Annotated in this window: 11 protein-coding genes; 10 read left to right on the forward strand and 1 reads right to left on the reverse strand. The window is 66.4% G+C overall.

The features are described from left to right. Position 1: 1 nt before the first annotated feature. The 10 genes from murD to ftsZ all read left to right on the forward strand — a co-directional run bounded on the left by murD (position 2) and on the right by ftsZ (position 11,425). Positions 2-1,285 (forward strand): UDP-N-acetylmuramoyl-L-alanine--D-glutamate ligase, encoded by a 1,284-nt coding sequence (murD, locus tag AC6RV7_RS10175; protein ID WP_500093861.1) that lies wholly within the window; start codon positions 2-4, stop codon positions 1,283-1,285. A gap of 34 nt (positions 1,286-1,319) precedes the next feature. Continuing rightward, positions 1,320-2,183: a LysM peptidoglycan-binding domain-containing protein gene (locus tag AC6RV7_RS10180; RefSeq protein WP_500093862.1), complete on the forward strand. Its 864-nt coding sequence runs from the start codon at positions 1,320-1,322 to the stop codon at positions 2,181-2,183. 96 nt (positions 2,184-2,279) lie between these two features. Continuing rightward, positions 2,280-3,437, forward strand: coding sequence for an FtsW/RodA/SpoVE family cell cycle protein (locus tag AC6RV7_RS10185; RefSeq protein ID WP_500093863.1), 1,158 nt, complete (start codon positions 2,280-2,282; stop codon positions 3,435-3,437). After that, entirely contained in the window at positions 3,434-4,567 is a 1,134-nt protein-coding gene (locus AC6RV7_RS10190; protein WP_500093864.1) for a UDP-N-acetylglucosamine--N-acetylmuramyl-(pentapeptide) pyrophosphoryl-undecaprenol N-acetylglucosamine transferase, read from the forward strand. Before AC6RV7_RS10185 ends, AC6RV7_RS10190 begins: the two co-directional genes overlap by 4 nt. Positions 4,568-4,570: 3 nt before the next feature. Beyond that, a complete protein-coding gene (locus tag AC6RV7_RS10195; RefSeq protein ID WP_500093865.1) occupies positions 4,571-5,947 on the forward strand; it encodes a UDP-N-acetylmuramate--L-alanine ligase in 1,377 nt (458 codons plus the stop codon). Further along, complete coding sequence (murB, locus tag AC6RV7_RS10200) at positions 5,944-6,888, forward strand: UDP-N-acetylmuramate dehydrogenase (RefSeq protein ID WP_500093866.1); 945 nt, start codon at positions 5,944-5,946, stop codon at positions 6,886-6,888. Before AC6RV7_RS10195 ends, murB begins: the two co-directional genes overlap by 4 nt. An 84-nt stretch (positions 6,889-6,972) precedes the next feature. After that, entirely contained in the window at positions 6,973-7,908 is a 936-nt protein-coding gene (locus AC6RV7_RS10205) for a D-alanine--D-alanine ligase family protein (protein WP_500093867.1), read from the forward strand. Positions 7,909-7,979: 71 nt separating this feature from the next. Next, positions 7,980-8,909, forward strand: coding sequence for a cell division protein FtsQ/DivIB (locus AC6RV7_RS10210; RefSeq protein ID WP_500093868.1), 930 nt, complete (start codon positions 7,980-7,982; stop codon positions 8,907-8,909). Further along, positions 8,906-10,120 carry a cell division protein FtsA gene (gene ftsA, locus AC6RV7_RS10215; RefSeq protein ID WP_500093869.1) on the forward strand — a complete coding sequence of 405 codons (1,215 nt, stop codon included), beginning with the start codon at positions 8,906-8,908 and terminating at the stop codon, positions 10,118-10,120. The genes AC6RV7_RS10210 and ftsA overlap by 4 nt, the downstream gene beginning before the upstream one ends. Before the next feature lie 18 nt (positions 10,121-10,138). Next, positions 10,139-11,425 carry a cell division protein FtsZ gene (gene ftsZ / locus AC6RV7_RS10220; RefSeq protein WP_500093870.1) on the forward strand — a complete coding sequence of 429 codons (1,287 nt, stop codon included), beginning with the start codon at positions 10,139-10,141 and terminating at the stop codon, positions 11,423-11,425. Between the two features lie 135 nt (positions 11,426-11,560). Here the strand turns inward: ftsZ and hpf are convergent, their stop codons facing one another. Next, positions 11,561-11,932 carry a ribosome hibernation-promoting factor, HPF/YfiA family gene (hpf, locus tag AC6RV7_RS10225; protein WP_500093871.1) on the reverse strand — a complete coding sequence of 124 codons (372 nt, stop codon included), beginning with the start codon at positions 11,930-11,932 and terminating at the stop codon, positions 11,561-11,563. Positions 11,933-11,992: the final 60 nt, after the last annotated feature.

Consider the following 11,992-nt stretch of genomic DNA (forward strand, 5'->3'; position numbering starts at 1 on the left):
CATGGCGCTGGTGCTCTCAGATTCCATTCGCGCGTTGCTGACGCAGCCGGTCGCCATTTTCGGGGCGGGCGTGAGCGGCGTCGGGGTGACGGCGTTGCTCGCGTCGCTCGGGGCGGGCAGCGTGATCTACGACGACAAGGGAACGCCCTTTTCGGCGAAAGCCGCCAAGGCGCACCGGCTCGTCATCTTTTCCCCCGGATTCGCGCCCGAGCATCCGTGGGTGGCGCTGGCGCGTGAGGCGGGCGCGGAGTGCATGGGCGAGCTGGATTTTTCCGCGAGCCTCTGGCGCGGTTCGATCGTCGCCGTGACCGGGACGAACGGGAAGACCACGCTGACGGAATTTCTGACCCACGCGTTGAAGGCGACCGGGCGGCACGCGCACGCGACGGGCAACATCGGGCATGCGTTTGCGCAGCTTGTCGCCGCGCTGGAAGGCGGCACCCCGGAGACGATCGCGGTGTGCGAGGTCAGTTCCTTTCAGGCCGAGACCCTGAAACGCTTCCGGGCCGGCGCGACGCTGTGGACCAACTTTGCGGAGGATCATCTGGAGCGGCATCCGAGTCTCGAAGCCTACTTCGGGGCAAAATGGAATCTCGTGGCGCACACCCACGCGGGCGGGGTGCTGATCGGTTCGTCGGTGGCTCGCTTCGCCGAGAAATACGGGCGTCCGCTTGGAGGCATCCGCGTCGTGGATACGGAAACGACGACGGCGGACCCGCGGCTGGCGGGAACGCCGTTCGAACATCAGCCGCAACGCGAGAATTTCCTGCTGGCGGCGGCGTGGTGGCGCGCGACGGGGCTGCCGGAAGAGATGCTGTATGCGGCGGCGCGAACGTTCACGGTCGGCCGGCACCGGCTGGCGCGGGTGGCGGAGCGGGGCGGCGTCGCTTTTTGGAACGATTCCAAGGCGACGAATTTCCACGCGGTGGAGGCGGCGCTCGCGCGTTTCCCGGCTCCGGTGATTTTGATTGCCGGCGGGAAGGCGAAGGGCGGCGACCTGGCGGGTTTCGTCCACCGCGTCGCTCCGCGGGTGAAGCACGCGCTGCTGATCGGCGAAACGGGAGCGGAGCTGGCGTTTCACTGCTCGGCGTTTCGCGTGGCCCACACGGTCTGCGCCACGCTCGCGGCGGCGGTGCGGCGGGCGGCGGATCTGGCCTTGCCGGGCGACAACGTGCTGTTGAGTCCGGGCTTCGCGAGTTTCGACATGTTCCGGAGCTACGCCGATCGCGGCGAGCAGTTTGAAAAGCTGGTCGGAGAATTGAGTCCGGCACCCAATTTTAGATAGCATTCGCCACGGCAACCTCCCAACTATTCCTCCCATGAAAGTTCTCAAAATCTTCGGCGTGGTTTTGGGCGTTCACGCGCTCGCGCTGATGTTGATTTTCGTCAATCCGGGCTGCAGTTCCGCCAACAAGCCGCCGCCTCCCTCGGAAACCGTCATTGCGGACGGCGGCGTGAGTGCGGCACCCGTCGCCGCGGCCTCGGAACCGGCGCCAATTTCGGTCGCCGCCGTGACGGGCGACGAAGGCGCGCCGGTGGTGCGTTTCTCGCCCACGCGGCCGAACACCCCGGTGGCCAACGCCCTCGAACGGCAACCCGTGACGGACGTCGTGCCCGCCTCCACCTACACGGTCGTGAGCGGCGACAGCCTGTGGACGATCGCGCGCAAGCATCACCTCTCCGTCGCCGAACTGGCGGCGGCGAACAACATCAAGGCCGGTGCGGTGGTGCGCATCGGACAGAAGCTCATTATCCCCGCCAAGATGCCGTCGACGAGTGCGAGCGTCGTGGATACGTCCGCCCCGAAGCCCTCGGCACCGGCGCCGGCGCGTAGCAGCGGTGAGGCGGTGCGGCATGTCGTGAAACCCGGCGAGACGCTCGGCGGCATCGCGCGCAAATACCAGGTGCGCGTCGGCGACATCGCCACGGCCAACAACATTGCGGATCCGGCGAAGATTCGTCCGGGCATGGAGTTGACGATTCCGGGCTGGCGCGCGCCGGCCGCGAATCGGGCGGCGAAGAGCGAGCCCGCGCCGGCCACAGCTGCGCCGGTGCAAACGCCGGAGCCGACCCCGGCGCCCGCCACGGAGGTCCCGACCCTTGTGATCCCGCCGATCGACAGCGCGTCCTCTTCCGAGCAACCGGCGGCGGAGCCTCCGGTCATCAAGGTCGACGACCAGTAAGCTGACAACGTTGCCGACGATGCCGTGGAGCACCGCTCATCCGCGCCGAGGTTGCGCGGGCGGGCGGGCTTGCCGGCGGCGTTCCTGCCTTTCCTGATGTCCTCGCGTTCGCGCTCCAAGTCCGCCGAAACGGCCGGTTCGCGCTCGGTGATCAACCCGGCGACGATCATCGTGCTGTGCGCGCTCGGACTGACGTTTCTCGGATTGACGATTCTGTTCAGTGCGAGCGCGTCGTTCAAACAGGGGCCGTATTTCTATCTCAACAAGCAGATCGCAGGCGTCCTGGCGGCGGGGGTGCTGTGTTTCATCACGAGCCGGATCAATCTCGATTATCTGCGCGAGCACGCGTGGTGGATTGGCGGGTTGCTCGTGCTCGCGCTGCTGCTGGTGCTCATCCCGCAGATCGGGATCTCGGTGAAGGGCAGCCGTCGCTGGCTGGGGATCGGCCCCGCCCGTTTGCAGGTCTCGGAGTTCGCGAAACTCGGCATGGTGTTCTGCCTCGCGCACTATCTGGCGCTGCACCAGACGCAGATTGGCGAGTGGAAGCGAGGGTTCCTTTATCCGCTCGGGATTGTGGGTCTCTTTGCGGGGCTGATTATTTTGGAGCCGGATTTCGGCACGGCGGCGCTGACGCTGGTGGTGGGGCTGGTGCTGTTGTTCCTCGCCGGAGCGAAATGGCGCTACGTGCTGCCGACGGTGCTCGCCGCGGTGGCGTTGTTCGCCGTGGCGGTGGTGAACAACCCGAACCGCCTGCGACGGATGACGGAGTTTCTCAGTGAGGAAAAATCGTATCACTTGCGGCAGGGCCTCGCGGCGTTTGCCGCGGGCGGCGTTGAAGGGGCGGGACTTGGGCAGGGGCGGCAGCAATTGAACTACCTGCCGGAGGCGCACACGGATTTCATCTTCTCGATCGTGGGTGAAGAACTGGGGCTGCCCTTCACGCTCGGCGTGGTGACGCTGTTCCTGATCATCTTCGTCGCGGGCATCGTCCACGTCCGGCGGGCGCCGAATCTTTTCCAGTTCCTGCTGGTGACGGGATGCATCCTGCTGATCTGCCTGCAGGCGATCGTCAACGTGGGCGTCGTCACTGGCGTGTTTCCGACCAAGGGCATGTCGCTGCCGTTCATCAGCGCGGGATTGTCGAACCTGCTGCTGATGGGCCTGCTGCTCGGCGTGATCGTGAATTCGCAGCGCACCTGGGGCCGCGCGAAGCTGGCCGGACGCGGGCGCGCCATGGAGGAAGTTTTGGCATGAGCACCTTCATCATCTCCTGCGGCGGGACGGGCGGGCATCTGTCGCCGGGCATTGCGCTGGCGGAGGGGCTGACGGCGCGCGGCCATGCGGTCGAGCTGCTGATCAGCCAGAAGCGCGTGGACGCGCGGCTGATCGAGAAGTATCCACAATTCAAATTCGTGCGCGTGCCGGGGACGGGCTTTTCGCTCAATCCGGTGAAGCTGTTGCGTTGCGTGGTGTCGCAGGTGCGCGGGCTGTGGTTCTGCCTGCGCCTGGTGCGGCAGAAGCGGCCGGAGGCGGTGATCGGGTTCGGCGGCTTCACGTCGACGGGCATCGTGGTGGCCGCGCGTCTCCAGCGGGTGCCGGTGGCGCTGCACGAGGCGAACCGCGTGCCGGGGCGGGCGATCCGGCTGCTTGGGCGCTATGCGCAGCGGGTGTATCTGCCGCCGGGCGTGTCCCTCGACGCCGCCAGACCCGGAGCGATCCAGCACGTGGGTTTGCCGGTGCGGCGCGAGATCGAACGCGTGGCTCAGGCCGACGCGCGGCGGGCGCTGGGGTTCGATGCGAATCAACGCCTGCTGGTCGTGCTCGGCGGGAGCCAGGGCGCGACGGTGCTGAACGACTGGGTGCGGCGGGAGTTCCGGAGACTGGCCGCGGAGGGCATTCAGGTCTGCTGCGTCACGGGTCTCGACAAAGGCCGGGACGGCGTGGTCGAGCTGCAGACCAGCGCCGGCTCGCCGGTGCGCGCGTATTTCATGATGTTCTGCGACCGGATCGCCGAGCTGCTGTCGGCGGCCGATCTGGTCGTCTCGCGCGCGGGTGCGGGCACGATCGCGGAACTGGTGCGGTGCGAGACGCCGGCGGTCCTGGTGCCGTATCCACAGGCGGCGGACGATCATCAGCGCGCGAATGCCGCGTTTTTCGAACGCCAGGGCGGCGGCATCGTGGTCGGACAGGAGGCAGTGAGCGGACTTCGGACCGAAGTGCTCGATTTGATTTTCAACGACGAGTTGTTGCGGAAGTTCCGCGCCAACCTGCGGCGGATGGACCGGGCGAACTCACTGGAAGTGATGCTGCACGATCTGGAACAGATCGCAGGCGTGACGGCCGGCCGACGGTCCACGACGGAGCCGACGCAAACGGCGACATGACCGATGAGCACGACGGTTTTGCCGCGGATCTTCGGGCGGGAGGTGAGCCGCATCCATTGCGTCGGCGTCGGCGGCATGGGCGTGGGCCCGCTCGCCATTTATCTGAGCCGGTGCGGATTTCGGGTCACCGGCGAGGATGACGCGCTGACGGAGGAGATGGCGCGGCAGCTCCGCGACGGCGGTGTGCAGGTGCGGCCGATTCCCGACGACGGCGAACTGGTGGTGCATTCCTCGGCCATTGCGGCGCAGCATCCGGCGCACGTGGCGGCGGCGGCGCGCGGGCTGCCGGTAGTGCGCCGCGGCGAGATGCTCGCGGAAATCGTGCGGGGGCGGAAACTGGTGGCGGTCTGCGGGTCGCACGGGAAAACGACGACCACCGCGATGCTGATCACCGCGTTGCGAGCGGCGGGATTTCCGGCGGGTTACGTGCTGGGAGGCCTGTTTGCGAACGACACGCCGCCCGCGGAGAAGGGGGAAAACGACTGGGTGGTGGCGGAGATCGACGAAAGTGACGGGACGATCGGACGCTTCGCGCCGGCGATCACGGTGTGCGTGAATCTCGACTGGGATCATCCGGATCATTATCCGCAGCTCGCCGACCTGGAGCGGGCGTTTGCGGCGTTGTTCGATCGAACGACGGAAGCGCGGTTGCTGAATGCGTCCTGCGAGATGAGCGCGCGAGTGGCGGGGACGCGAACCCGGCAAACCTTTGGCCGAGGCGGCGATTTCGATGGGGAAATGGCGGACGAGACGACGGACGGGCTGACGCTGCACCTGGGCGGCCGCTTCGCGATCCGAACGGCGGTCGTGCGCGCCGCGGGAAATTTCAACGCCCTCAACGCCACCGCGGCGCTGGCGGCGGCACAGCTGATGGGCGCGACGCCGCTGCCGGCTTCGCTCGCCCATTATCCCGGGGTGCGCCGGCGTCAGGCGATTCTGAATACGGCGCGCGGCGTGACGATGATCGAAGACTACGCGCATCATCCGGCGGAGATTCGTGCGCTGCTCGAGAGCCTGCGGAAACGACGGGCGGGCGGCGGGCGGCTGCTGGCCGTTTTCCAGCCGCACCGGTTCAGCCGCACCGCGCAATTTCGGGACGAGTTTGCGGCCGCGCTCGCGCTGGCTGACAGCGTTTACCTGCTGGAGGTTTACTCCGCGGGTGAGGCGCCGGTGGCGGGCGGCACGACGAACGCGGTGGCGGCGGCGCTGCGGCGGCGGTCGCCGGAATTGCCGGTGGCCTACGAGGGCGCGAATGAAGATGCGCTGTGGGAGAAACTGGCACGCGAGCTGCGGTCGGGCGACTCGATCGCGTTTGTGGGTGCCGGCGATATTGATCGCAAGGCCCGGACCTGGCTTGAACGCTGGAGACACGCGCAATGACGGACGAAAACTGGAATCAATTTGCCGGGACGCTGCGGGCGAGGCTCAGCCCGGATACGAGGATTCGCCGCGACGAACCGCTGGGAACGAAGACCACGATTCGCGTGGGCGGCACGGCGCGGGTGTTTCTCGAACCGGCGAACGTCCAGGACCTGCAGCTGGCGCTGCGCGAGGCGTGGGCGGCGAACGTCGAGATCCTGACGCTGGGTCGCGGCTCCAATCTGATCGTGCCGGACGAAGGCGTGAATGCGCTGGTGGTTTCGCTCGCGGGCGAAGCGTGGGCGAAATTCGAGTTGCGCGAGCGCGGCCGGGTTTGGGTGGGCGCGGGGTTGCGCTTGAAGAATCTCTGCGGACTGGCGGCGAAGGCCGGGCTGACCGGTTTCGAGTTTTTGGAGGGAATTCCGGGGAGTGTCGGCGGCGCGCTGCGGATGAATGCGGGCGCGATGGGCGGATGGATGTTCGACGTCGTCGAGGAGGTCGAAGTCGTCACGCTCGAAGGCGACGTGAAACGACTCCCGCGGGCTGAGATGCACGTGCAGTATCGGCATTGCGCGGAGCTGCAGCAGGCGATCGCGGTGGGCGCGCTGCTGCGTCCGATCGCGCAGGTCGACATGCAGGCGGTGAACCGGCAGATCGACGTCTACCGCCGGAAGCGGCAGGAATCGCAGCCGCGCGAACCGAGCGCGGGCTGCATTTTCAAGAATCCGCCCGGCAATTCGGCGGGGCGTCTGATCGACGAAAGCGGATTGAAGGGCGAACGCGTGGGCGACGCGGAGGTGTCGCCGGTGCACGCGAACTTCATCGTGAACCGCGGACATGCGACCGGCGCGGATGTATTGGAATTGGTGCGACGCGTGCGGGCGCGCGTGCGCGAGGCGAAAGGCGTCGAACTGGAGCCGGAGGTGCTGCTGTTCGGGAAAAAATGGAAGGATGTGTTGTGAGTGGGCTGAGAGCCCAGGGCGCGGAGCCCAGAGCCCAGAGCCCAGAGCCCAGAGCCCAGAGCGGCGGTTGAAAACAGGTTTTTTATGAACTCTCCGGTTGTAGCGGTGTTTCGCGGCGGGACGTCGGCGGAGCGCGAGGTGTCGCTGGGTTCGGGGCTCGCGTGTGCGATCGCGCTGGCGCGGACGTTTCCGACGCAGCTCTTTCAGATCGATCGCGATGAGTTGCCGGAAGGACTCGATCCGCGCCGGCATGTGGTGTTTTCGACGCTGCACGGGACATTTGGCGAAGACGGCGGAATGCAGCGGTTGCTGGATGCGGCGGGTGTGCATTACGCGGGCTGCGATGCGGCGGGCAGCGCGCTGGCCATGGACAAGGCGGCGACGAAAAACGCCTGTGCGGCCCGCGGGGTGCCCGTGATCCCGGGGATCGTATTTGCGGCGGAGGTCAAGCCAACCGCCGAGGAGGTGCTGGCCGAATTCGGGGCGAACGTGGTCGTCAAACCGAACGACCAGGGGAGTAGCGTGGGGCTGCGGATCGTTGCGAGCCGGGCGGAACTCGAGTCGGCGCTCGCGGCGGCGACGCACGGGAACTGGATGATCGAGCAGCGGGTGTTTGGCCGCGAGCTGGCGGTGGGCGTGTTGGGCGGACGCGCGCTTGGCGTGGTGGAGATCCGGCCGAAGTCGGGCGTCTATGACTACGAAAGCAAATACACCAAAGGACGGACGGACTATTTCGCACCTGCGCCGCTTGCGCCGGAAATGACGGCGAAAGTGCGGCGTTTCGCGGAGATCTGTTTCGCCGCGTGCGGGTGCCGGGATTATGCGCGGGTCGACTTCATGATCGGAGCAAATGAGGAGCTTTATTTGCTGGAAATAAACACGCTCCCCGGCATGAAGGAAACGAGCCTGCTGCCGATGAGTGCTCGCTGCGAGGGATTCGACTTTACACGACTGGTCAGGGAGATGGTTGCACCCGCGGTGGAGCGTTTTCGTGCGGGACAGGTGCCCACCCATCCGTGAGTCGAAACGAAAGCAACGTCCCAAACGCGCGCAGTTGGAGAGACATCCCCCAACAGGTAAAGCCGCGCGCGATGTCGCCGGAAGGCCGTCGCCGGGTCGTGTGGAGCGGAATGAAGACGGCGTTCGCGGTGGCGCTGGTGGCCGGCCTGGCCTGGTCGGGTTTTCAGATCGCGGCCTTGTTTCGCGGCGACACACCGGCGCTCGCGAAAGCGGCGGAGGCCGTGCCGGTGCGGGCGGTCGAATTGATCACCGATGGCGTGCTCGACAAGGACTGGCTGGTGCGAACGCTCGCGCTGCCGCGCAACGTCACGTTGATGCAGCTCGACCTCTATCAATTGCAGGCGCGGCTGCTGCAGACGAAACAGGTGCGCTCGGCGACGCTCACGCGGAATTTTCCGTCCACGCTGACCGTGAGTTTGTCCGAATACTCGCCCGTGGCACGCGTGATGGCGCAGCTGGACCGCGAGGAGCCGCACGTGCTGCTGGTCTCGCGCGAGGGCGTGGTGTTCGAAGGCGTTGGTTTCGACGGCGAGATGATCGCGACCTTGCCGTGGCTGGCGGGCATCAAGCTCGTGCGGCGCGACGATACGTTCGCGCCGGTGGCCGGGATGGAGACGGTGTCGGATCTGCTCGCGAAGGCGAAGCTCGAGGCCGAGCACCTGTATCGGGATTGGCAGGTCGTGTCGCTGGCCCGGCTCGCGTCGGATAACGAAATCGAAGTTCAGGCGGCGGGGGTGGCTCGCATCCGCTTCGGGACGCACGAGGATTTTTTCCGCCAACTCGCCCGGCTGGATTCGCTGCTCGATGCGGCGCGCGCGAAAACCGACAAGCCGTTGCGCGAGGTGAACCTGGCGATCGGCGCACAGGTGCCGGTGGCGTTCGAGGATCCGACGCTCGTCCCGGAGGCGATGCCGGCGAATCCGAAACGGAACAGCCGGCCCGTCCGTCCCGCCGCGACACCTTCTCCTTTCCCTCAACTACAGCGAAATTCGAAACTGTGAGCTCCCGCACCACTTTCATCGGCGCCGTCGAAATCGGCACGTCCAAGATCACCGTCCTCGTTGGCGAATACACCGGCCGCGAACTGGCCATCATCGGCCACGGCGAGTGTTCCTCGCGCGGCATCATCAAAGGCAACGTCGTCGACTACAAGGCCGCCAGCGAGTCGACGCACAGCGCGCTCGAGCAGGCCGAACGCGATGCCGGCGAGCGGATCGAACTCGTGTTTCTCGCCCAGACCGGCGGACATCTCGAGGGCTTCTACAATGAAACGGCGGTGAACGTGAAGGCGGCGGACAACATGATCGACCGCGACGACATCCGCACCGTGTGCGATCTCGCGCGTTCGAAGGAGCTGCCGCAGGGCCGCATGGTGGTGCATCACATCCGGCGGCCGTTTCGGGTCGACGGCCGCATCGTGCCGACCTCGCCGGAGAACCTCGTTGGGCAGCGCCTCGAGGTGGGCTACTGGACGGTGCACGGCCAGGAGCAGCGGTTGGCGGACAACATTCACGTGATCCGCGGCTTCAACCTCGAGGTCCGCGAACTCGTCCTGTCGAGCCTTGCGTCGGGTCACATGATCACCACGCCCGAGGAACGCCAGCACGGCGTGCTCGCGATCGACATCGGCGCGGGCACGACGGATTTCGTGCTTTACCGCGACGGCGTGCCCCACACGACGGGCGTGGTGCCGGTTGGCGGGACGCACCTGACGAACGATTTGAGCATCGGCCTGCGGCTGACCGAAGGGCAGGCGGAGAAGCTGAAGCTGCGTTTCGGTCGCGCGACGGTTTTGGCGAAGGACAAGACGGAGAAAGTCTGGCTGGACGGAAACTTCGCCATCGGCGACCGCCAGTTCTCGCGGCACGCGATCGAGCAGATCACCGCGGCCCGCACGTGGGAACTGCTCGAAGTCGTGCGCAAGAAGCTGGGCAACGCGTTCTCGCCGGAAACGTGCGCGGCGGGCGTGGTCCTGACCGGCGGCACGGCGAAGCTGCCCGGAATCGCGGAGGCGGCGGCCAAGGTGTTCGGCGTGCCGGCGCATCTCGGCGAATCGCCTTCGTGGGTCGTGGAGAATCTGCGCGATCCCGGCTACAACACGGCGCTGGGCGTGCTGTATTACGGCGTGAGCGCACAGACGGAGCGGCTCGCGCAGCAGCGGCGCGGCGGAGGTTTCCTTTCGGGCGTGAAGCGACTGTTTGCGAGCGCGTAACCGAGAAACCCCTACACGATGAATCTCAACGAACTTCCCCTCGAACACGCGCTCCTGACGGACCGCAACATCGCCATCAAGCTGGTCGGCGTGGGCGGCGCCGGCTCCAATGCCGTCGACCGCCTCAAGATGGAAAACCTCGAGCGGTTGCAACTCGCGGTCGTGAACACCGATTACCAGGCGCTCGCCAGCTCGCCGGTGCAGGAAAAGGTCTTGATTGGCATGAACGTCACGCGCGGGCTGGGCGCGGGCGGCGATCCGGAACTCGGCCGCGAGGCGGCGGAGGCGGATCGGGAAAAAATCACCAACGTCGTGAAGGACTGCGACCTCGTGTTCCTGATTGTCGGCGAAGGCGGCGGCACGGGCAGCGGCGCGGGTCCGGTGGTCGCGGAGATCGCGGCGGAGCAGGGCGCGCTCGTGATCGCGTTTGCCACCATGCCGTTCAGCTTCGAAGGCGGGCGCCGGTTGAAGCAGGCGGAAGAGGGGCTCACCGCGCTGCGGCGGGTATGCGATGCGGTGATACCGTTGCCCAACGACGTCCTGATGCAGGAGTCGGCGGAGAACGAAACCGTGCTGGATTCGTTTGCGCGGGCCGACGAGTGGATCGGCCGCGGCGTGCGCTCGATCTGGTCGATGCTTTTCAAGACCGGCCTGATCAACCTGGACTTTGCGGGCCTGCGGCAGGTGTTTGCGTTGCGCGGCGGCAAGACGCTCTTCGGCCTGGGCGAAGGCACGGGCGAGAACGCCGTGGCCGAGGCGGTGGCGAGCCTGAAGCTCTGCCCGCTGCTGCACACGCCGGAGTTTTCGCGGAAGGCGGACCGTCTGCTCGTCAACATCGTCGGCGGCACCGACCTGACGCTGCCGAAAGTGAACGAACTGATGAGCGGCATCACCGAGCAGTTCGGACGCGAGTCGCACATCATCATGGGCGCGGTGATCGACGAGCAGATGCAGAACCGCGTCGAGGTCTGCATCATCGGCACGAGCGACATGGGCGGGCGGGGCGTGCTCCCGCGCCGGCCGACCGCGGTGCAGCGGCTGCGCGCCGGAGCGGGCCGGGTCGAGGCTCCGGCGGCGGGTGCGGCCTCGGCCGTAAACGGGACCGCGCAGGCGGCCAAGCCGACCGGCGAGCTGACGCTGGAGCAGGCGGCCGCGGCCGCGGCGGAGAAGATCGACCAGAACGAGTTCGGTTTCGGCGAAGTGGAGAGCCGCGGGCATTTCGAGAAAACCGACCGGAATCTTTTCGACGGGCAGGATCTCGACGTCCCGACGTATCTCCGCAAAGGCATCAAGATCGCGCTGTAGCCGGTCGTAGCGGCGGGGGTCGTGCTGACCCCGCGTCCGTCCCTTCGCGCTTCAGGACCACGGTAGGGTGGGCGGAAAACAAAAAGCCCGCCGGCAATGACCGGCGGGCGGCGATTCAGATTCTGGATACGACGTTCAGACGGCCTTCAGCTGCGCCGGGTGAGCGAGGTCGTTGTCGATCTGATGACGACGCACCTTGTAGAGGTGGTGGCGTTTGCTGAGCATCCGATCGAGTTTGTCCATGAGCAAAGAGATGGCCTTGTGGCACTCGTCGGCCTGGACGGTGGCGTTCATGTCCGGGCCCTGGATTTCGATGTGACCCTTGGCTTTGAACCGGTTGGCGACGGCCTCGTTGCGGTCGCACTCCAACTCCACGCGGATCCGCACGATGCGGTCCTCGTGACGAAACAATCGCTGGGCTTTCTCACGAACGTAAGTTTTCAGGGACGGTGTCAGTTCGAGGTGAATGCCAGAGACGATGAGTTCGTGGTTGTTTTGTCTGTTCATGATACTGCGTTTAGTTTGGGTTTCACCGAACCAGGGCACAAAGCCCTGGCTGAAATTTCC

The sequence above is a fragment of the Opitutus sp. sgz309028 genome (assembly GCF_059821195.1).

Coding starts and splice junctions, on each gene's coding strand:
- murD (WP_500093861.1), top strand. CDS start 2: ATGGCGCTGGTGCTCTCAGATTCCATTCGCGCGTTGCTGACGCAGCCG.
- AC6RV7_RS10180 (WP_500093862.1), top strand. CDS start 1,320: ATGAAAGTTCTCAAAATCTTCGGCGTGGTTTTGGGCGTTCACGCGCTC.
- AC6RV7_RS10185 (WP_500093863.1), top strand. CDS start 2,280: ATGTCCTCGCGTTCGCGCTCCAAGTCCGCCGAAACGGCCGGTTCGCGC.
- AC6RV7_RS10190 (WP_500093864.1), top strand. CDS start 3,434: ATGAGCACCTTCATCATCTCCTGCGGCGGGACGGGCGGGCATCTGTCG.
- AC6RV7_RS10195 (WP_500093865.1), top strand. CDS start 4,571: ATGAGCACGACGGTTTTGCCGCGGATCTTCGGGCGGGAGGTGAGCCGC.
- murB (WP_500093866.1), top strand. CDS start 5,944: ATGACGGACGAAAACTGGAATCAATTTGCCGGGACGCTGCGGGCGAGG.
- AC6RV7_RS10205 (WP_500093867.1), top strand. CDS start 6,973: ATGAACTCTCCGGTTGTAGCGGTGTTTCGCGGCGGGACGTCGGCGGAG.
- AC6RV7_RS10210 (WP_500093868.1), top strand. CDS start 7,980: ATGTCGCCGGAAGGCCGTCGCCGGGTCGTGTGGAGCGGAATGAAGACG.
- ftsZ (WP_500093870.1), top strand. CDS start 10,139: ATGAATCTCAACGAACTTCCCCTCGAACACGCGCTCCTGACGGACCGC.
- hpf (WP_500093871.1), bottom strand. CDS start 11,932: ATGAACAGACAAAACAACCACGAACTCATCGTCTCTGGCATTCACCTC.